This window comes from Brevirhabdus pacifica (genome assembly GCF_002797755.1).
Lineage (GTDB): Bacteria > Pseudomonadota > Alphaproteobacteria > Rhodobacterales > Rhodobacteraceae > Brevirhabdus > Brevirhabdus pacifica.
In genome coordinates, this window is sequence record NZ_PGFI01000011.1 from 1373789 (window position 1) to 1392276 (window position 18488).

At 67.1% G+C, this 18488-nt stretch carries 18 protein-coding genes; 13 read left to right on the top strand and 5 right to left on the bottom strand.

What is annotated here, in order from left to right; all coding sequences use genetic code 11:
- Positions 1 to 45: 45 nt before the first annotated feature.
- The 6 genes from bamA to lpxB all read left to right on the top strand — a co-directional run bounded on the left by bamA (position 46) and on the right by lpxB (position 6614).
- Complete coding sequence (gene bamA, locus CLV77_RS06535; RefSeq protein ID WP_076978734.1) at positions 46 to 2403, top strand: outer membrane protein assembly factor BamA; 2358 nt, start codon at positions 46 to 48, stop codon at positions 2401 to 2403.
- Between the two features lies 1 nt (position 2404).
- A complete protein-coding gene (locus CLV77_RS06540; protein WP_076978733.1) occupies positions 2405 to 3079 on the top strand; it encodes an OmpH/Skp family outer membrane protein in 675 nt (224 codons plus the stop codon).
- A gap of 160 nt (positions 3080 to 3239) precedes the next feature.
- A complete protein-coding gene (fabZ, locus tag CLV77_RS06545) occupies positions 3240 to 3719 on the top strand; it encodes a 3-hydroxyacyl-ACP dehydratase FabZ (RefSeq protein ID WP_076978732.1) in 480 nt (159 codons plus the stop codon).
- Positions 3716 to 4513: an acyl-ACP--UDP-N-acetylglucosamine O-acyltransferase gene (gene lpxA, locus CLV77_RS06550; RefSeq protein WP_083707644.1), complete on the top strand. Its 798-nt coding sequence runs from the start codon at positions 3716 to 3718 to the stop codon at positions 4511 to 4513. Before fabZ ends, lpxA begins: the two co-directional genes overlap by 4 nt.
- A gap of 2 nt (positions 4514 to 4515) precedes the next feature.
- On the top strand, positions 4516 to 5430 hold the full coding sequence (locus CLV77_RS06555) for an LpxI family protein (RefSeq protein WP_076978731.1): 915 nt from the start codon (positions 4516 to 4518) through the stop codon (positions 5428 to 5430).
- Entirely contained in the window at positions 5427 to 6614 is a 1188-nt protein-coding gene (lpxB, locus tag CLV77_RS06560) for a lipid-A-disaccharide synthase (RefSeq protein ID WP_076978730.1), read from the top strand. The genes CLV77_RS06555 and lpxB overlap by 4 nt, the downstream gene beginning before the upstream one ends.
- Here the strand turns inward: lpxB and mnmA are convergent.
- Positions 6611 to 7759: a tRNA 2-thiouridine(34) synthase MnmA gene (mnmA, locus tag CLV77_RS06565; protein WP_076978729.1), complete on the bottom strand. Its 1149-nt coding sequence runs from the start codon at positions 7757 to 7759 to the stop codon at positions 6611 to 6613. The genes lpxB and mnmA overlap by 4 nt on opposite strands.
- A 160-nt stretch (positions 7760 to 7919) precedes the next feature.
- Here mnmA and CLV77_RS06570 point away from each other — a divergent pair, with 160 nt between their 5' ends.
- The 5 genes from CLV77_RS06570 (at position 7920) to CLV77_RS16825 (ending at position 13921) form a co-directional block, all read left to right on the top strand.
- Positions 7920 to 8180, top strand: coding sequence for a DUF1153 domain-containing protein (locus CLV77_RS06570; RefSeq protein ID WP_076978728.1), 261 nt, complete (start codon positions 7920 to 7922; stop codon positions 8178 to 8180).
- 102 nt (positions 8181 to 8282) lie between these two features.
- Positions 8283 to 8999, top strand: a complete 717-nt coding sequence (gene ctrA / locus CLV77_RS06575) for a response regulator transcription factor CtrA (RefSeq protein WP_076978727.1) — start codon at positions 8283 to 8285, stop codon at positions 8997 to 8999.
- Between the two features lie 368 nt (positions 9000 to 9367).
- Positions 9368 to 11599, top strand: coding sequence for an NAD-dependent DNA ligase LigA (gene ligA, locus CLV77_RS06580; protein ID WP_083707643.1), 2232 nt, complete (start codon positions 9368 to 9370; stop codon positions 11597 to 11599).
- Positions 11600 to 11604: 5 nt separating this feature from the next.
- The gene (recG, locus tag CLV77_RS06585; protein WP_076978726.1) at positions 11605 to 13695 is read left to right on the top strand and encodes an ATP-dependent DNA helicase RecG; all 2091 of its coding nucleotides are present in this window, start codon (positions 11605 to 11607) and stop codon (positions 13693 to 13695) included.
- Between the two features lie 103 nt (positions 13696 to 13798).
- The gene (locus tag CLV77_RS16825; RefSeq protein ID WP_257787323.1) at positions 13799 to 13921 is read left to right on the top strand and encodes a hypothetical protein; all 123 of its coding nucleotides are present in this window, start codon (positions 13799 to 13801) and stop codon (positions 13919 to 13921) included.
- A gap of 210 nt (positions 13922 to 14131) precedes the next feature.
- On the opposite strand, the gene CLV77_RS06590 is transcribed toward CLV77_RS16825, so the two are convergent.
- Complete coding sequence (locus CLV77_RS06590) at positions 14132 to 14584, bottom strand: iron-sulfur cluster assembly scaffold protein (protein WP_076978725.1); 453 nt, start codon at positions 14582 to 14584, stop codon at positions 14132 to 14134.
- A 66-nt stretch (positions 14585 to 14650) separates the two neighbouring features.
- Here CLV77_RS06590 and hisI point away from each other — a divergent pair, with 66 nt between their 5' ends.
- Positions 14651 to 15010, top strand: a complete 360-nt coding sequence (gene hisI / locus CLV77_RS06595) for a phosphoribosyl-AMP cyclohydrolase (RefSeq protein ID WP_076978724.1) — start codon at positions 14651 to 14653, stop codon at positions 15008 to 15010.
- Between the two features lie 13 nt (positions 15011 to 15023).
- Here the strand turns inward: hisI and gluQRS are convergent, their stop codons facing one another.
- From gluQRS to CLV77_RS06610, 3 genes are all read right to left on the bottom strand, one after another.
- Positions 15024 to 15929, bottom strand: a complete 906-nt coding sequence (gluQRS, locus tag CLV77_RS06600; RefSeq protein ID WP_076978723.1) for a tRNA glutamyl-Q(34) synthetase GluQRS — start codon at positions 15927 to 15929, stop codon at positions 15024 to 15026.
- Entirely contained in the window at positions 15910 to 17262 is a 1353-nt protein-coding gene (gene trmFO / locus CLV77_RS06605; RefSeq protein ID WP_076978722.1) for a methylenetetrahydrofolate--tRNA-(uracil(54)-C(5))-methyltransferase (FADH(2)-oxidizing) TrmFO, read from the bottom strand. The genes gluQRS and trmFO overlap by 20 nt, the downstream gene beginning before the upstream one ends.
- 72 nt (positions 17263 to 17334) lie before the next feature.
- Positions 17335 to 17790: an Lrp/AsnC family transcriptional regulator gene (locus CLV77_RS06610; RefSeq protein WP_076978721.1), complete on the bottom strand. Its 456-nt coding sequence runs from the start codon at positions 17788 to 17790 to the stop codon at positions 17335 to 17337.
- Between the two features lie 97 nt (positions 17791 to 17887).
- Between CLV77_RS06610 and CLV77_RS06615 the strand changes: the two genes are divergently transcribed.
- Complete coding sequence (locus CLV77_RS06615) at positions 17888 to 18487, top strand: LysE family translocator (protein WP_076978720.1); 600 nt, start codon at positions 17888 to 17890, stop codon at positions 18485 to 18487.
- Position 18488 lies beyond the last annotated feature (1 nt).

The window sequence follows — 18488 nt, forward strand, 5'->3', positions numbered from 1 at the left end:
TGCCGCTAGTCAGGCTATAATAAACCGACTGGCAAGGGGCCGAGCATGCTTCCCTCAATCAAAAGCGCAGTGACGCTGCTGAATCACACGATCTTGTCCGGGACACCAGCGCGTATCCCACAGGTTGTGGCACTCTCTCTGGCAATCGGACTGGCCGCGCCGGCGGTCCATGCGCAGGATTACCGCTTCGACAGCGTCCGGATCGAGGGCAACCAGCGCATCGAGACGGCGACCATCCTGACCTATGCCGGCATCCCGCGCGGGCAGGTCGTCAGGGCCGGTCAGGTGAACGAAGCCTACCAGCGTATCGCCGATACCGGGCTGTTCGAATCCGTCGAGATCGTGCCACAGGGCGGGCAGCTGGTCATCAAGGTGACCGAGTATCCGACGATCAACCGCGTCAGCTTCGAAGGCAACCGCCGCCTCAAGGACGAGGCGCTGGCCGAGCTGGTCACCTCGACCCCGCGGCGGGTCTTCTCGCCGGCCCAGGCCCAGCAGGACGCCGAGGCTATCGCCGGCGCCTACCGCCAGGCCGGGCGACTTGCCGCCTCGGTCGATCCCAAGATCATCCGCCGTTCCAACAACCGCGTCGACCTGGTGTTCGAGATTACCGAGAGCGGCGTCGCCTCGACCGAGCGGATCAGCTTCGTGGGCAACCGCAATTTCTCGGACCGCCGCCTGCGCCGGGTTCTGGAATCCAAGCAGGCCGGTTTGCTGCGGGCGATCATCTCCTCGGACCAGTTCGTCGCCGAGCGGCTTGATTTCGACAAGCAGGTGCTGACCGACTTCTACCAGTCGCGCGGCTATGTCGATTTCCGCATCCTCGACGTCACTTCCGAGCTGACGCGCGAGCGCAACGCCTTCTTCATCACGTTCAACGTCCAGGAAGGGCAATCCTTCGACTTCGGCAAGCTGACCGCAAGCAGCACTCTGCCAGGCGTCGATGCCCAGGAGTTCCTGGCCGTCAGCAAGATCGACAGCGGTGACACCTACTCGCCGACCGCGATCGAGAACACCATCGCGCGGATGGAGCGGCTTGCCATCAAGAAGGGCCTGAACTTCGTCCGGGTCGAGCCGCAGATCACCCGCAACGACGCCGCCCAGACCCTGGATGTGAATTTCCAGCTGTCGCGCGGCCCCCGCATCTTCGTCGAGCGGATCGATATCGAGGGCAACAACACCACGCTGGACAAGGTCATCCGGCGCGAATTCCGCGTGGTCGAGGGCGATCCCTTCAACCCGCGTGAGATCCGCCAGACCGCCGAGCGTATCCGCGCCCTCGACTATTTCGAGCAGGCGGATGTCTCGGCGCGCGAAGGCTCCTCGCCCCAGCAGGTCATCATCGACGTGGATGTCGAGGAAAAGCCCACCGGCAGCCTGTCCTTCGGTGCCAGCTATTCGACCGACTCCGGGATCGGGCTTGCGGTCTCCTTCTCCGAGCGGAACTTCCTGGGCCGCGGTCAGCAGATCGGCGCAACCATCAGCGCCGGCACCGACAACCAGCAATACAGCTTCAACTTCTCCGAGCCGCGCCTGCTGGACCGGGACCTGCGGTTCTCGTTCAACGCGACCTATGTCGAGACCGAGAAGGCCAATTCCGATTTCGACACCACGCTGGCCCGCATCCAGCCGTCGATCGAGTTTCCGATCTCGGAGGATACGCGCCTGGAACTGCGCTACATCCTTAAGGAAGACCGGATCTACAACGTCAGCCCGAACTCGTCCGACATCCTCCACAAGGAGGCCGGATCGGTCCTGACCAGTGCCGTGGGCTACACGCTCAGCTATGACACCCGGCGCGTCGGGCTTGACCCGAACTCGGGCATCCTTCTGCAATTCTCGCAGGATTTCGCAGGGGTTGGCGGCGACAACGAATACGTCAAATCGGTCGCCCGCGTGATCGGCGAGCGCAAGATCGCCCGCGAGGAGATCACCCTTCGCGCAGGTCTTGAGGCCGGCGCGTTGAACTCGCTTTCGGGCAATTCGCGCATCACCGACCGCTTCCAGCTGTCCTCGCGCCAGTTCCGGGGCTTTGAATCCTACTCGATCGGGCCGCGCGATCTGAACGCGACCAACCGGGACGCCCTTGGCGGCAACTACTACGCAGTCGCCCGGGTCGAGGCAGAGTTCCCCGTGGGCCTGCCCGAGGAATACGGCATCACCGGCGGCGTCTTCATGGACGTGGGCTCGGTCTGGGGCCTGGACAACACCAACGGCGGGCCCCAGGGCGCGCCCATCGCCAACAGCGTCGACGACGAGGCGCACCTGCGCGCCTCGGTCGGTGTCTCGGTCTTCTGGCGGACGGTGATCGGGCCGCTGCGGTTCAACTTCTCGCGCCCCATCCAGAAAGAGAGCTACGACAAGTCGCAGTTCTTCGACTTCACGATCTCGACCGAGTTCTAGGATGCGCGGCCTGCTGTCGCTGATCCTTGGAGGGGCTGTCCTGTGGGCGGCCCCTTCGGGTTTTGCGGTGCCCGCGGCGAAGGCCGCCGAACTGGGTGTGCCGCAATCGCCGCTGCTGACCATCGATCAGGATAAACTGTTTCGCAACAGTGCCTTCGGGCGACGTGTTGTGATGGAGATTGAGGCCGCGACCGCGCGCCTCTCCGACGAGAACCGCAAAATCGAGGAGCGTCTGGTCGCCGAGGAGAAGGACCTGACCGAACGCCGCTCGCGCATGAGCCCCGAGGAATTCCGCAAGCTGGCCGACGCCTTCGACGAGAAGGTCGTCGCCATCCGCCGCGCCCAGGACGGCAAGGAACGCAGCCTTGGCCGCGCCATGGACCAGCAGCGGCAGGCCTTCTTCGAGGGAAGTTTCGGCGTGCTGGCACAGCTTGTGCAGGAATCGGGTGCGGTCGCGATCCTGGACAGCCGCTCCATCGTGTTGTCGTCGAATGCGATCGACATCACCGAGATCGCGATCAAGCGCATCGATGCGGCCCTGGGAGACGGAAGCCGCCCGGCCGAGGCAGGTGACCCCGCGCCCGACACCACCCCCGAACCGGGCAAGGATACCGAAGGCCCCAAGGACGACCCGGCGGTCTCGCCCCCCTCCGACACGGACCCCGAGGGGCGCTGACCGGCCCCGCGCCGCGGGCCCGCGCAACCCTTGCGACTGCGTTGCCGATTGGGCAACAGACTTGCCCGCACGCGGCGGCAAAGCGCGGGGGAACGCTTGTTCGCCTGCGCCGGGATTGCTAGCACGGGGGCAGACAATGACCATTCCGAAGGACCAGTCCATGACCGAAGAGATCCCCGCCACCGCCGACCTGGCGTTGATCAAGCGACTGATCCCGCACCGCTACCCCTTCCTGCTGATCGACAAGGTCGTCGACATCGTCGCCCATGAAAGCGCGGTCGGCATCAAGAACGTCACCTGCAACGAACCCCATTTCCAGGGCCACTTCCCCGATCACCCGATCATGCCCGGCGTCACCATCGTCGAGGCCATGGCCCAGACCGCCGCCGTCGTGGTGGGCGTCTCGGCCAACCTCGCGGACAAGAACGCGCTGGTCTATTTCATGGGGATCGACAAGTGCAAGTTCCGCAACCCGGTCGTGCCGGGGGACGTGCTGCAGCTCAAGGTCACCAAGATTCGCGGTGGCGGCAAGATCTGGAAATTCTCGGGCCGGGCCGAGGTCGAGGGCAAGCTTTGCGCCGAGGCCGAGTTCACCGCCATGATGGGTGTTCAGCCCGAAAACGCGGAGACCGCCAGGTGAGCATCGCGCCCAGCGCCCAGATCCACCCCAGCGCCGTCGTCGAGGAGGGCGCGCGCATCGGCGCCGACTGTCGTGTCGGCCCGTTCTGCGTCATCGGCCCCGATGTCATCCTGGGCGAACGGGTCGAGATCAAGAGCCACGCCGTCGTCACCGGCTGGACCGAGATCGGCGACGAGACCGTGATCTACCCCTTCGCCGTTGTCGGCGAGGTGCCCCAGGACCTGAAATACGACGGGGAGAAGAGCCGCCTGATCGTCGGCAAGCGCAACCGCATCCGCGAGGGCGCGACGCTGAACCTCGGGACCAAGGGTGGCGGCGGCGTCACCCGCGTCGGCGACGACTGCCTGTTCATGACCGGCGCCCACGTGGGCCACGATGCCGTGGTCGGCAGCCGGGTCGTCATGGCCAACCAAGCCGCACTGGCCGGGCATTGCATTGTCGAGGATGACGTCATCATCGGCGGGCTGTCGGGCGTGCACCAGTTCGTTCGTCTGGGTCGCGGCGCCATCGTCGGCGCGGTCACCATGGTGACGAACGACGTGATCCCCTACGGCCTGGTGCAGGGCCCGCGCGGCGTCCTTGACGGGCTGAACCTGGTCGGGCTGAAGCGGCGCGGCGTCGGGCGCGAGGATATCACCGCGCTGCGGGCGGCCTTCCAGATGCTCAAGCAGGGCGAAGGCGCCTTCCAGGACCGGGCCCGCCGTCTCGGGGACGAAAGCGACAGCGAATATGTCCGCGAGATTGTCCGCTTCATCCTGAGCGACTCGGACCGCTCGTTCCTGACGCCCAGCTGACCATGCTGGCGCTGATCGCAGGGCAGGGTGGCCTGCCGACCCTGATATGCCAACGTCTGGAGGAGCGGGGTGTCCCCTTCCTCGTGGCCGAATTGGAAGGGCACCCGGCCGATTGCGCCGAGGGGCGCGACGCCCTGCGGTTCCGGGTGGAGAAGCTGGGCGGTTTTTTCAAGACACTGGCCCGGCGGGGCGTAACCGAGGTGTGTTTTGCCGGCCGTGTCGCCCGCCCGGCCATCGATGCCAAAGCGCTGGACATGGCGACGATCCCGCTGGTCCCGCGCATGATGCGCGCCATCAACTCGGGCGATGACGGGGTGCTGCGCGAGACCCTTGCGCTCTTCGAGGAGAAGGGGTTTGCCATCCGCCCGGTGCAGGATCTTCTGCCGGAATTGCTGCCGCCCGCCGGTGTGCTGACCGAGGCGGGACCGGATGACCGGGCGCGCCAGGACGCAAGGCGCGGCGAGGCGATCGTCGCCGCCCTCGGGGCCGCCGACATCGGCCAGGCCTGCGTGGTGGCACGGGGCCAGGCGCTGGCGATCGAGGCGCTGGCGGGCACCGACTGGATGTTGCGCTCCCTCTCGGGGCGCGGTGATGCGGCCCGCATAGCCATTGGCAATCTGCCGGCTGCTTTGACCGAGGGGCTCGATCCTCCGCGTGCCGATGTGGACGGGCTAGACTATCCGCCTGACCTGCCGTCTGGCGGGATCCTGTTCAAGGCGCCAAAGCCGGCCCAGGACCGCCGCGTCGATCTGCCGGCCATCGGGCCCCAGACGGTTCTGCTGGCCGCCGCCGCCGGGCTTGACGGCGTGGTCATCGAAGCCGGGGGCGTCATGGTGCTGGAGCGTGATCGGGTGCTGGAGCTGGCCGAACGCCTAGGTCTTTTCCTGTGGGTCCGCCCCGCGGGCCTGGCGTCATGAGGTATTTCCTGATCGCTGGGGAGCCTTCGGGCGACCGCCTGGGCGCGTCGCTCATGGCCGGCCTGCGTGCCCTTGATCCTGACGCCAGCTTTGCCGGGGTCGGCGGCGCGTTGATGGAGGATGCGGGGCTGACCAGCCTCTTCCCGATGGAGGAGCTGTCGGTCATGGGCATTGCCGAGGTGCTGCCCAAATATCGCCAGTTGAAACGTCGCATTGGCCAAACGGCACGCGAAATTCTGCAAGATCCGCCCGATGTGCTCATCACCATCGACAGCCCCGATTTCTGCCTGCGCGTGGCGCGGCTGGTGCGGGCCGAAAGCCGGATCAGGACGGTACATTACGTGGCGCCGACCGTCTGGGCCTGGCGTCCGGGACGGGCCACCAAGATGGCGCCGCTGATCGACCAGGTGCTGGCCCTTTTCCCGTTCGAGCCGCCCTACATGGAGGCCGCGGGCATGCGGTGCGATTTCGTCGGGCACCCGGTGGTCGCCGAGCCCCGGGTCTCGGCCGATGAGCGGCAGGCGATGCGCGACGGGCTGGGCGTGGCCGATGGCGCGCCGCTGATCGTCTTGCTGCCCGGCTCGCGCCGGGGGGAGATCAGCCGGCTGCTGCCCGTCTTCGGCGCGGCGCTGGAGAAGGTGCTTTCCCGCCATCCCGACGCCCGCGTCGTCCTGCCCGCCGGACGCCAGGTCGCGGGGATGGTCGCCGAGGCCTGCGCTGACTGGAAAGTTCGCCCGATCATCCTGGATCCCCGGGGAATGGAGCCCGACGCCGCCGAGGCGCGAAAGCGCGCGGCATTGGCGGCGGCGGACGTGGCGCTGGCGGCTTCGGGGACGGTCTCGCTTGAACTGGCGGCGGCGGACACGCCCATGGTGATTGCCTATGATATGAATTGGCTGAGCCGGCGGATCATGCTGCCGATGCTGCGCACGGACACGGTGACCCTGGTCAACTTGGTCGCCGAAAGCCGCACCATCCCCGAGTTTCTGGCCGACGACTGCCGGCCGGGCCCCATCGCCGAGGCGCTGGTGAATCTGATGGATGATCCGGCCGCCCGCGACGGCCAGCAGGGCGCTATGGCCCTGACGATGGAGCGGTTGGGCCGGGGCGGCGAGGATCCGGGCCTGCGCGCGGCCCGCGCCGTTCTGGACGGGCTGCGTGAGCGCCGGTCAGGCGGCGCCTAGTAGCCGCGCCAGATCCAGCCGCCGCCGAAGATGCGGCTACTTTCGGTATCGTAGAACACGCAGGCCTGTCCCGGACTCACGCCTTCCTCGGCCTCCGCCAGCTCGACCGTGGCGGTGGTGGGCGAAAGTGGCCGGATCACCGCCGGCGTCGGCGGCCGGGTTGAGCGGACCTTGACCGCCACGTGCCACTCCTCGCGGCTGTCGAAAGGCGCTTCGCCCAGCCAGTTGATCTCGCGCACCGGGACCTGCCGCGTGGCAAGGTCCGATTTCGGCCCGACCACCACGCGCTTGTTGTCGACATCCAGCTTGACCACGTAAAGCGGATCGCTGAGCCCGCCGATGCCCAGGCCGCGCCGCTGGCCGATCGTGTAATGGATAACGCCCCGGTGGGTGCCCAAGACGCGGCCCTCGGTATCGACGATCTCGCCCGGCTCGGCCGCGCCAGGGCGCAGTTTCTCGATGACGCTTGCGTAATTGCCGTCGGGCACGAAGCAGATGTCCTGACTGTCGGGCTTGTCGGCCACCATCAGCCCGTATTTCGCGGCCAGCGCCCGGGTCTCGGCCTTGCTTTTCAGATGGCCCAACGGAAAACGCAGGAAGGACAGCTGTTCGGGCGTGGTCGAGAACAGGAAATAGCTCTGGTCGCGGGCCGGGTCGGCGGCGCTGTGCAATTCGGGGCCGCCGGGGCCGTCGGCACGGGCGATGTAATGGCCGGTGGCCATGCAGTCGGCTTCGAGGTCCTTGGCGGTTTCCAGCAGGTCCTTGAACTTCACCCGCTCGTTGCAGCGGATGCAGGGCACGGGCGTCGCACCGCCCAGATAGCTGTCGGCAAACTCGTCCATCACCGCGTCGCGGAAGACATTTTCATAATCCAGCACGTAATGGGGAAAGCCCATCGCCTCGGCCACGCGGCGGGCATCATGGATGTCGCGCCCCGCACAGCAGGCGCCTTTCTTGGCCAAGGCGGCCCCGTGATCGTAAAGCTGCAGCGTGACGCCCACCACGTCATAGCCTTCCTCGGCCAGCATCGCGGCCACGACCGAGCTGTCGACGCCGCCCGACATGGCGACCACGACCCGTGTTTCCGAGGGCGGCTTGGCAAAGCCCAGCGAATTGATCGGGTGGGCGGGGGTATCGAGGGGCATTGAAAGACCTCTGGTCCGGGAGGGGGACGGAAGTGGCGCAGAATATAAGAAAATGCCCGCTATTCTCAACCCCCGGTTTTCACCACTTCTAAACGCGCCCGGGGAAGGCTTTGACCCACACCGGGCAATTTCGGCCCGGCCGGAATAGGGAGGATCCGCCATGCAAATAGAAAAGGAAATCACGGAGGAGGAAGATGCTGCGGGTGACGGTGCCGCGGGGCTGCCACCCCGCTCTGTCCGGCGCTGGGTCGCCAGCCGCAAGGCGGCGGTGGTGCACGCGGTCCTGGGCGGCAAGCTGACGGCCGAACAGGCATGCCGATCCTACGACCTGTCCGGGGAGGAGTTGCAGGGCTGGATCGCGGCCGTCAGGAACCACGGGGAGGGGGCGCTGAAGGCCACGAGCCTGCGCAAGTTTAGATAATTTCTTGGACGCAGAACGACCCATCCTTGTAGCCTTGCATTGGTAACTAGCCATTAACCGTTTTCTGCAAAGTATTTGTGAGTGCCTCAGTAGGAGAGTCCGATGCGCGTTCTGCTAGTCGAAGACGACCCGACCACAACCAAGAGCATCGAGTTGATGCTCAGCCATGCCAACCTCAACGTCTACTCGACCACGCTGGGCGAAGAGGGGATCGATCTGGCCAGGTTATACGATTACGACCTGATCCTGCTGGATCTGAACCTTCCGGACATGAGCGGGCACGAGGTGCTGCGCCAGCTTCGTCTGGCCAGGATCGAAACGCCGATCCTGATCCTGTCGGGATCGGCCGATACCGAGAACAAGATCAAGGGCTTCGGCTTTGGTGCGGATGACTACCTCACCAAGCCCTTCCACCGGGAGGAGCTGGTGGCGCGCATCCACGCGATCATCCGCCGGTCCAAGGGCCATTCGCAATCGATCATCAAGACCGGCTGCATCGAGGTGAACCTCGACGCCAAGACGGTGGCCGCCGACGGCAAGGCGGTGCACCTGACGGGCAAGGAATACCAGATGCTGGAACTGCTGAGCCTGCGCAAGGGCACGACCCTGACCAAGGAGATGTTCCTCAACCATCTCTATGGGGGCATGGACGAGCCGGAGTTGAAGATCATCGATGTCTTCATCTGCAAGCTTCGCAAGAAACTCTCGCAGGCCACGGACGGGCAAAGTTTTATCGAGACGGTGTGGGGGCGCGGCTACGTACTGCGCGACCCGGTGCCGGCCGAGGATGACACGCCCGGCCGCGAGGCGGTTGCCTGACACGGATGAGGACCAAGGGGCAGGGCATGGCCTCGGGGGTTAGGTCTCGGGCGCTGGATACGGGGATCTGAGACGGCAGGTCGCTGTGTGCCGTCGTCGCGCAGGGACGGCTCGGGGTGTCTGTCCTGCCCCTGCGCCTGTCATCTACTCGGCTTCGGTTCCGGGGTCTGCGTCGGGTGGGCGGCCCTATTGGGCAGGTTTCAAGGCCCTCTGTACACGGTGGCCCGAGTGGCGCCGGACGCCCCTCGAAGCCCCCCCCTAAAGCCCCGCGAAACCGCGTGCCAATCCGGGCGGCCACTGGACGCGGGCGCCGCTGCCTCCTATCACATCGCCTGAGCCCCGTGGCAGGGGCGGACAGGAGGGCGTGCATGGGCACCGACAGTTTGCGCAGCGGGCAGGGCGAGGACGACACCGGCGAGGGCACGACCGCCCCGCGCGGGGACGAAGGCACGGCCGGGGCAGACCCCGCCGCGAAGGGCGCCGCCGACACGCCGGTCGAGGCGCTGGACGAGAAGACCGCCCGCGCCGAGCTGGCCCGCCTTGCCGCGCGCATCGCAGAGGCCGACCGCGCCTATCACACCGACGACGCCCCCGTCATCGACGACGCGACCTACGACGCCCTGCGCCGCCGCAACGAAGCGATCGAGGCGCGCTTTCCGGCGCTGAAACGCCCCGACAGCCCATCGGAAAAGGTCGGCGGCACCATCGCCGAGGGGTTTTCCAAGGTCGAGCATGAGCAGCGGATGCTGTCCCTCTCGAACGCCTTCGAGGACGAGGAGATCACCGAGTTCGTCGAGCGTGTCCGCAAGTACCTGGGCCTTGCCCGCGACGCCGAGCTTGCCTTCACGGCCGAACCGAAGATCGACGGCCTGTCCCTGTCGCTGCGCTATGAAAAGGGCGTTCTGGTGACCGCCGCCACCCGCGGCGACGGGTCGGTGGGCGAGAATGTCACCGCCAACGCCCGCACCATCCAGGGCCTGCCCCAGAAGCTGTCCGGGGCGCCCGATCTGCTGGAAGTGCGCGGCGAGGTCTACATGCGCCACGACGATTTCGCCGAGCTGAACCGCACCCAGCTTGCCCAGGGCAAGAAACCCTTTGCCAATCCGCGCAACGCCGCCGCCGGATCCCTGCGCCAGCTAGACGCCGAGATCACCCGCGCCCGGCCGCTGGCTTTCTTCGCCTATGGCTGGGGCAGCCTTTCGGAGCCTTTGGCCGACACCCAGATGGGCGCCATCGAGCGGCTTGCCGCGCTGGGGTTCGAGACCAACCCCCTGACCCGCAGGCTGTCCACGCCCGAGGATCTGCTGGCCCATTATCACCGGATCGAGGAGGACCGCGCGACCCTCGGCTACGACATCGACGGCGTCGTCTACAAGGTCGACGACCTGGAGCTTCAGCGCCGCCTTGGCTTCCGCTCGACCACGCCCCGCTGGGCGCTGGCGCACAAATTCCCGGCCGAGCTGGCCTGGACCCGGCTGGAAGGGATCGACATTCAGGTCGGGCGCACCGGCGCGCTGTCGCCCGTGGCCCGGCTTCGCCCCGTCACGGTGGGCGGCGTGGTTGTCGCCAATGCCACCCTGCACAACGAGGATTACATCGCCGGCCGCGACAGCCGCGGCGAGGAGATCCGCGAGGGCAAGGACATCCGCATCGGCGACCGGGTCCAGGTCTACCGCGCCGGCGACGTCATTCCCAAGATCGCCGATGTCGACCTGGCCGCTAGGCCCGATGGGGCCGAGCCTTACGTCTTTCCCGATACCTGTCCCGAATGCGGATCGGAGGCGATCCGCGAGGAGGGCGACGCTGTGCGGCGCTGCACCGGCGGGCTGATCTGCCCGGCCCAGGCGGTCGAGCGCCTGCGCCATTTTGTCAGCCGCGCGGCCTTCGACATCGAGGGGCTGGGCGCGCGCCAGGTGGAGGCGCTTTACCGCGACGAATGGATCGCCGAGCCGGCCGACATCTTCCGCCTGCGCGCGCGTTACGGCTCGGGGCCGCGACAGCTCAAGAACCGCGAAGGTTGGGGCGAGAAATCCGCCGCCAACCTGCTCAACGCAATCGACGAGCGGCGCCGCATCCCCCTCAACCGGCTGATCTTCGCCCTGGGCATTCGCCACGTGGGCGAGAATGCCGCCAACCTTCTGGCCCGCCACTACGGCACCTGGGAGGCCTTCGCCCAGGCGATGGATGCCGCCGCCGAAGGGACCGACGCGCCCGCCTGGCAGGCGCTGAACGACATCGACGGGGTGGGGGAGGTCATGGCGACCTCGCTCGTGACGACGTTGCAGCAGGACCGGGAACGCGCCTCGATCGAGCGTCTGGTCGCCGAGCTGGAGGTCGAAGCCGTCGCGGCCCCCGATCCCGGCGACAGCGTTGTCGCGGGCAAGACCGTCGTCTTCACCGGCAAGCTGGAGCGGATGACCCGGGCCGAGGCCAAGTCCCGGGCCGAGGCCTTGGGCGCCAAGGTGGCAGGCTCGGTCTCGGCGCGGACGGATTACCTGGTGGCGGGGCCTGGCGCCGGATCCAAGGCGACCAAGGCCGCCGAGCTGGGGGTCGAGGTGCTGGACGAGGACGCCTGGCTGACCCTCACGGGCGGGCTTTAGGGCGCGTGGCGGGCCGTCCCCCCATCCTGTTCCCGCTGTTTGCGGGCTTGGAGACCCTTGAGGGGGTGGGCGAGAAGACCGCGCGTACCTTCGCCGCGCTGGACATCGAAAGCCCGCGCGATTTGCTGATGACCCTGCCCACGGGCGGCATCGACAGGCGCCCGCGCGACAGCGTCAAGGGCGCGCCCGTGCCCTCGGTCGTGACGGTCGAGGTGACGGTCGATCGCCACGATCCCCCCTCGGGGCGGGGGCGGCCGCACCGGGTCAGCGTCTCGGACGCGCATGCCGAATTCCGCATCATCTTCTTTCATGCGCGCGGCGATTACGTTCAGAAATTGCTGCCCAACGGGCAGAAGCGCATCGTTTCGGGCCGGATCGAGCTTTTCGACGGGATGGTGCAGATGGCCCACCCCGATCACGTCATCCGCCCGGAGGAGGCCGGCACGATCCCGGCGTTCGAGCCGGTCTACCCTCTGACCGCCGGCCTGACCCTGCGCGGATTTACCAAGGCCGTGGCGGCGGCCCTTCCCCGGGTGCCCGAGCTGGCCGAGTGGATTGACCCGGGCCAGAAGGCCCGTGCCCACTGGCCTGACTGGCACCAGGCGATGGCCGAGGCCCACGCCCCCCAGAACGCCGCCGACCTGCAACCCCTGACCCCGGCCCGCGAACGGCTGGCCTATGACGAGCTTCTGGCGCATCAGCTGACGCTGGCGCTGGCGCGGGCCTCTCAGCGGCGCAAGAGCGGCCGCGCCTCGACCGGCGACGGTCGCTTGCAGGACAAGGTGCTGGCCGAATTGCCCTTCCGCCCGACCGGGGCGCAGATCCGCGCCATCTCGGAGATCGCGGGCGACATGGGGGCCGCGCATCGGATGAACCGGCTGCTTCAGGGCGATGTAGGTTCTGGCAAGACCTTGGTGGCGTTGATGGCGCTGCTGATCGCGGTCGAGGCGGGCGGGCAGGGGGTGATGATGGCCCCGACCGAGATCCTGGCGCGCCAGCACCTGGAAGGGCTTGAGCCGCTCGCACGCTCGGCCGGCGTGCGGCTTGAGATCCTGACGGGCCGCGACCGGGGTGCCGAGCGGCGCCGCAAGCTCGAGGATCTGGCCGCGGGGCGGATCGACATTCTGGTCGGCACCCACGCTGTTTTCCAGAAGGACGTGGAATTCGCCGACCTGCGGCTTGCGATCATCGACGAGCAGCACCGCTTCGGGGTGCGCCAGCGCATGGACCTGGGCGCCAAGGGGCGGTGGGTGGATGTGCTGGTGATGACGGCCACGCCGATCCCGCGCTCTCTGGCGCTGTCGCAATACGGCGACATGGATGTCTCCATCCTCGATGAGAAGCCGCCCGGACGGACGCCCGTGAAAACCGCCCTCGTGTCGTTCGAGCGGATGGCAGAGGTGATCGACCGTCTGCGCCGCGCCGTCGACGAAGGGCGGCAGGCCTATTGGGTCTGCCCGTTGGTGGATGAGAGCGAACAAAGCGACCTGACTGCCGCGGAAGAGCGGTTCAAGGCCCTGCGGGCCATCTTCGGCGGCGACAAGGTTGGGCTGGTCCACGGCCAGATGCCGGCTGCCGAGAAGGATGCCGCCATGGCCAATTTCGTGGCCGGGCGCAGCCGGATCCTGGTCGCGACGACGGTGATCGAGGTCGGGGTCAACGTGCCCAACGCCTCGATCATGGTGGTCGAGCGGGCCGAGATCTTTGGCCTGGCGCAGCTTCACCAGCTTCGCGGTCGGGTCGGGCGCGGCTCCGAGGCTTCGACCTGCCTGCTGATGTTCGGCGAGCCGCTCAGCGAGGCCGGGCGCAAGCGGCTGTCGATCCTTCGCGAGACCGAGGACGGGTTTCGCATCGCCGAGGCGGACCTGGCCATGCGCGGCGCGGGCGACCTGATCGGCACCGCCCAGTCGGGCCTGCCACGTTTCCGCATCGCCGATATCGAACGCCAAGCCGACCTGATGCAGGTGGCCCAATCGGACGCCCGCAAGCTGCTGGCCGAGGATTCGGACCTGACCGGACCCCGTGGGCAGGCGGCGCGGGTGCTGTTGTGGCTGATGAAACAGGACAGCGCGATCCGTTTGATTTCAGTCGGTTAGGCCGAGTTGGCAACAAATGTTCCGGAATGTTCCCATAAAGTTCTTTACTTCGGGGCCGCGAAATGAGAACAAAGTGGCAACAGAAGTCAGAAAGGAACGCATCATGACCGAGATTGTCCGGATTGCCGTCGCCCGCTCCCCGGCGAGTTTCGCCAAGGACGCGATCGGCGGGTTCGCCCTGGTTGTGATCCTTCTAGGCGGGCTCAGCCTGCCGGGCTTCGGTTGACACTGCCTGCGGTCTTGTCCGGCCCGACGCTCTGTTTCCCCAAGACATGACGTCACCGCCCCGCCCGGGGCACCTGCCTGGGATCGGTCACCCCCCCGATCACGCCGGATGCAACAGACCCTACTTCCGCCGCCTCCTTCCCCGGAGCGCGGCGGTTTTTTTTGTCATCAATGTAAGAGAAGGGAGCGCGACAGGCGCCCCGCGCGGCTGTCAGGCGCAGGCCGAGTTCACGGCCTGGTCCATCGCCTCGCAGATCGCCTCGAACGCCAGCATGATCGACGCATGGCGGTTCTTGTAGTCGCGGGCCGGCAGCAGGACCTCAAGCCCGTCGAAAGGGGGCTCGGGCACGGGACCGTCCGATTTCAGCATGGCCAGAAGCTGGTCGCGGCCGGCGCGGATCTCGGCCCGGTCGCGGCCGATCACATTCGCCGCCACCACCGAGGCCGCCGCCTGCCCCAGGGCACAGGCCTTCACGTCCTGGCCGAAATCGACCAGGCGCTCACCCTCGACGCGCACGTCCACCGCAACCGTCGAGCCGCAAAGCGGCGAGCGGCGCTTGACCGTGGCATCGGGATTTTCAAGGCGGTCGGTGTGGGGGATGTCGGCGGCCAGCGCCAGGATCCGGTCCGAGTAGAGTTTGATGAGGTCGGTTTCGGCGGTCATGGGTTTCTCTTTCGGTTCTGTCCCCTTAGATAAACCCGGCTGCACGGATTGCAAAGGACGAGGCACATGGAATTCGATCCCAAATCGCTGCGATACGACGATCGGGGCCTGATCCCCGCCATCGCGCAGGACGCCGACAGCGGCGAGGTGCTGATGATGGCCTGGATGAACGCCGAATCCCTGGCCCGCACGCTGGACACCGGCCGCGTCACCTATTGGTCCCGGTCACGCCAGAGCTTCTGGATCAAGGGCGAAAGCAGCGGTCACGTGCAGGAGCTTGTGGACCTGCGGGTCGATTGCGACCGCGATTGCCTGCTGCTGCGGGTGCGCCAGACGGGACCCGCCTGCCACACCAACCGCCGCAGCTGTTTCTACACCGCAGTGCGCGAGGGCGCAGAGGTCGAGCTGATGGCGCCCGAGGCCTGAGGCCCGGCGTGGCTTAATCAAGCCCGACCATGCGGCGGATGTCGGCGGGGGAAAGCCCCGCATCGCGATAGGTCGCAAGGGCCCGGGCATCGTCACGCTTTGCCAGCCGCTTGCCCGCCTCGTCCCGGATAAGGCCGTGGTGGTGATAGGCCGGATGCGGCAGGCCCAGAAGCCGTTGCAGCAGCACGTGGATCGCGGTCGCATCGAACAGATCGGCGCCGCGCACCACCTCGCTTACCCCTTGGGCCGCATCATCCACCACCACCGCCAGGTGATAGGCCGCCTGCATGTCGCGCCGGGCCAGCACCACGTCGCCGACCCCTTCGATCAAGTCCTGCGGCGTAACCTCGATCCGGCCGCTTTGCCCATCGGGGGAGGCGCCGCTTTCATCGAACCATAGCGGATCCATCCCGGCGGTGGCCCGGACCATGTCGAGGCGCAGGGCGCAATCGGTCGGACGCGGGCCGGGGGGAACCTGCGGCGCGGCGGGCCGGCATGTGCCCGGGTAGATCAACCCGTCGGGCCCGAAACGCGGTGCGCCCTCCTGGGGGGCATCGGCGGCGGCGCGGATATCGGCGCGCGAACAGCGGCAAGGGTAAAGCAGGCCGCGCGCCCATAGCTGGTCGAGCGCCGCGCCATAGGCATCCAGCCGCTCGGACTGTCGCCATGCGGGGCGGGGCCAGTCGATGCCAAGCCACGAAAGGTCCCACATCAACAGCTCCTCCCACTCGGGGCGGGACCGGGCCTGGTCCAGATCCTCGATCCGCAACAGGAAGGTGCCGCCCCGCGCCTGGGCGCGCCGGTATCCGATCAATGCCGAATAGGCATGGCCCAGGTGCAGCGGCCCTGTCGGGGAGGGCGCGAAGCGGGTGACATAGGCGCCGGGCGCCGGGTGTTCGTCAGGCCGGTTCGGGCACATGGGCCAGCCAGGCGCTGTAATCGGCCTTGGCGCGGTCGGTATAGGCCTTGTAGCGATCCTTGCGGTTGCGCCGCCCGCCCTTGACGTCCGTCAGCGGCGGGAAAAGACCGAAGTTGACGTTCATCGGCTGGAAGGTCTTGGCCTCGGCACCGCCGGTGATGTGGTGGATCAGTGCGCCGGTCGCGGTCTGAGGCGGCGGCGGGGGCAGGTCACGCCCGAGGATCTGGGCCGCGGCCATGCGGCCGGCCAGAAGGCCCATCGCCGCCGATTCCACATACCCCTCGACGCCGGTGATCTGGCCGGCAAAGCGGATGTGCGGATGCGTTTTCAGCCGCATCCGGTCGTCCAGCAGCGTGGGCGAGTTGAGGAACGTGTTGCGATGAATGCCCCCCAGCCGCGCGAAACCGGCCTTCTCGAGGCCCGGGATCATGCGGAACACCTCGGTCTGGGCGCCGTATTTCATCTTCGTCTGGAAACCGACGATGTTGTAGAGCGTGCCAAGCGCGTTGTCGCGGCGCAGCTGCACCACCGCGTAGGGTTTGACATCGGGCTGGTGCGCGTTTGTCAGACCCACGGGTTTCATTGGACCGAAGCGCAAAGTTTCGCGGCCGCGTTCGGCCATCACCTCGATCGGCAGGCAGCCATCGAAATATCCGGCCGTCTCGCCGGGCTTGAACTCGGTCTTGTCGGCGGCCAGCAGGGCGTCGATGAAGGCCTCGTACTGGTCGCGGGTCATGGGGCAGTTGAGGTAGGCGGTCCGCTCTTCCTCTGTCTCGCCCTTGTCATAGCGGGACTGAAGCCAGGCCGTGTCCATATCCACCGTGTCGGCGTAGACGATGGGCGCGATGGCGTCGAAGAAGGCCAGCGACTGCTGGCCGGTGACGCCGCGGATCGCCTCGGCCAGGTTGCCGGAGGTCAGCGGCCCGGTCGCGATGATCCAGGTGCCGTCGTCGGGCAGGGTGGTGATCTCGGCCGGCTCGACCTTGACCAGGGGATGGGCGCGCAGCCGCTCGGTCACCGCGGCCGAGAAGGCATCGCGGTCCACCGCCAGCGCGCCGCCGGCCGGAAGGGAGTGGCGGTCTGCCATTTCCATGATCAGCCCGTCGGCCGCACGCATTTCCCAATGCAGCAGCCCCACGGCGTTGGCCTCGTCATCATCCGAGCGGAAGCTGTTGGAGCACACCATCTCGGCCAGATCGCCGGTCTTGTGGGCGAATGTCTCGACGCCCGGGCGCATCTCGTGAATGGTGACGGGCACGCCCATGTTGACGGCCTGCCAGGCGGCTTCCGAGCCGGCCATTCCGCCGCCCACGATGTTCAGTCTTTTTTCCATGGCCGGGATTTAGTGGATGCGGCGCACATTGGGAAGGGGCCAGAACCCACGATCGCGACCGGCAGCCCGGGTTCAGCCCGCCCGTTCGTCCTTGGGCGAGCCCATCACGATGTAGGAGGTCAGCGCGTTGACATGGGAGCGGGTGCCAAGCACCTCGGTGTGGAAGCGCTTGTATTCGCCCAGATCCGCGCTTTCGACACGGAGGATATATTCGAAGGCGCCGGCGATATTGTGGCATTCGACCACCTCGGGGGCGACGGCCATCGCGCGTTCGAACCCTTCTTGGGCAGCCTTGGTGTGGGACGACAGGCCCACCATCACATAGGCCACGAATCCCCGGCCCATTCGCTCGGGGTCGGTGACGACCCGGTAGCCGCGGATGACGCCGATCCGCTCCAGTTCTTGCACCCGGCGCAGACAGGCCGAGGGCGACAGGCCGACCCGCTCGGCCAGGGCCACGTTGCTGATGCGACCATCGCGGCGAAGCTCGCGCAATATTTTCTGTTCCAGGGCGTCCATGTTGGTCATTCGTTGTCCAATCTGTGGTAGTGGCGCCATCTTAGGCGGAACATTGCGCCATATATGACCTATTGTTGCGGTCAATCAACCAAAGGCCTCCCCCTAAATGAGTATCGCTGTCCTGACCGCTCTCGTGGGCTTTGCTTTCGTTGCCACCGTCACCCCGGGGCCCAACAACCTGATGCTGATGGCATCGGGTGCCAATTACGGCTTCCGCCGCACCCTGCCGCACATGCTTGGCATTGTCGGCGGTGTGACGGCGATGGCGCTGCTGGTGGGCGCGGGTCTGATGGCGCTGTTCGACGCCATGCCTGTGCTGGGCACCGTTCTTCAGGTGGTCTCGGTCATCTATCTTCTGTGGCTGGCCGCGCGGATCGCCATGGCGGCCCCGGTCCAGCAGGGTGAGATCGACGGTCGCCCGATGAGCTTTTTTCAGGCGCTGGCGTTCCAGTGGGTCAATCCCAAGGCCTGGGCCATGTGCCTGACGGCGGTCACGCTTTACGCACCGGACCGCTCGCTGGTCTCGGTCGGGATCGTCGCCGGGGCCTTCGCGCTGGTCAGCTTTCCCGCGATCTCGGTCTGGGCCTGGCTGGGCACCGTACTGCGCCAGTGGTTGTCGAACGCAACGCGCTTGCGGGTCTTCAACGTCAGCATGGCGGCGCTTCTGGTGGCCTCACTCTACCCCGTGCTGCGCATGCACAGCTGAG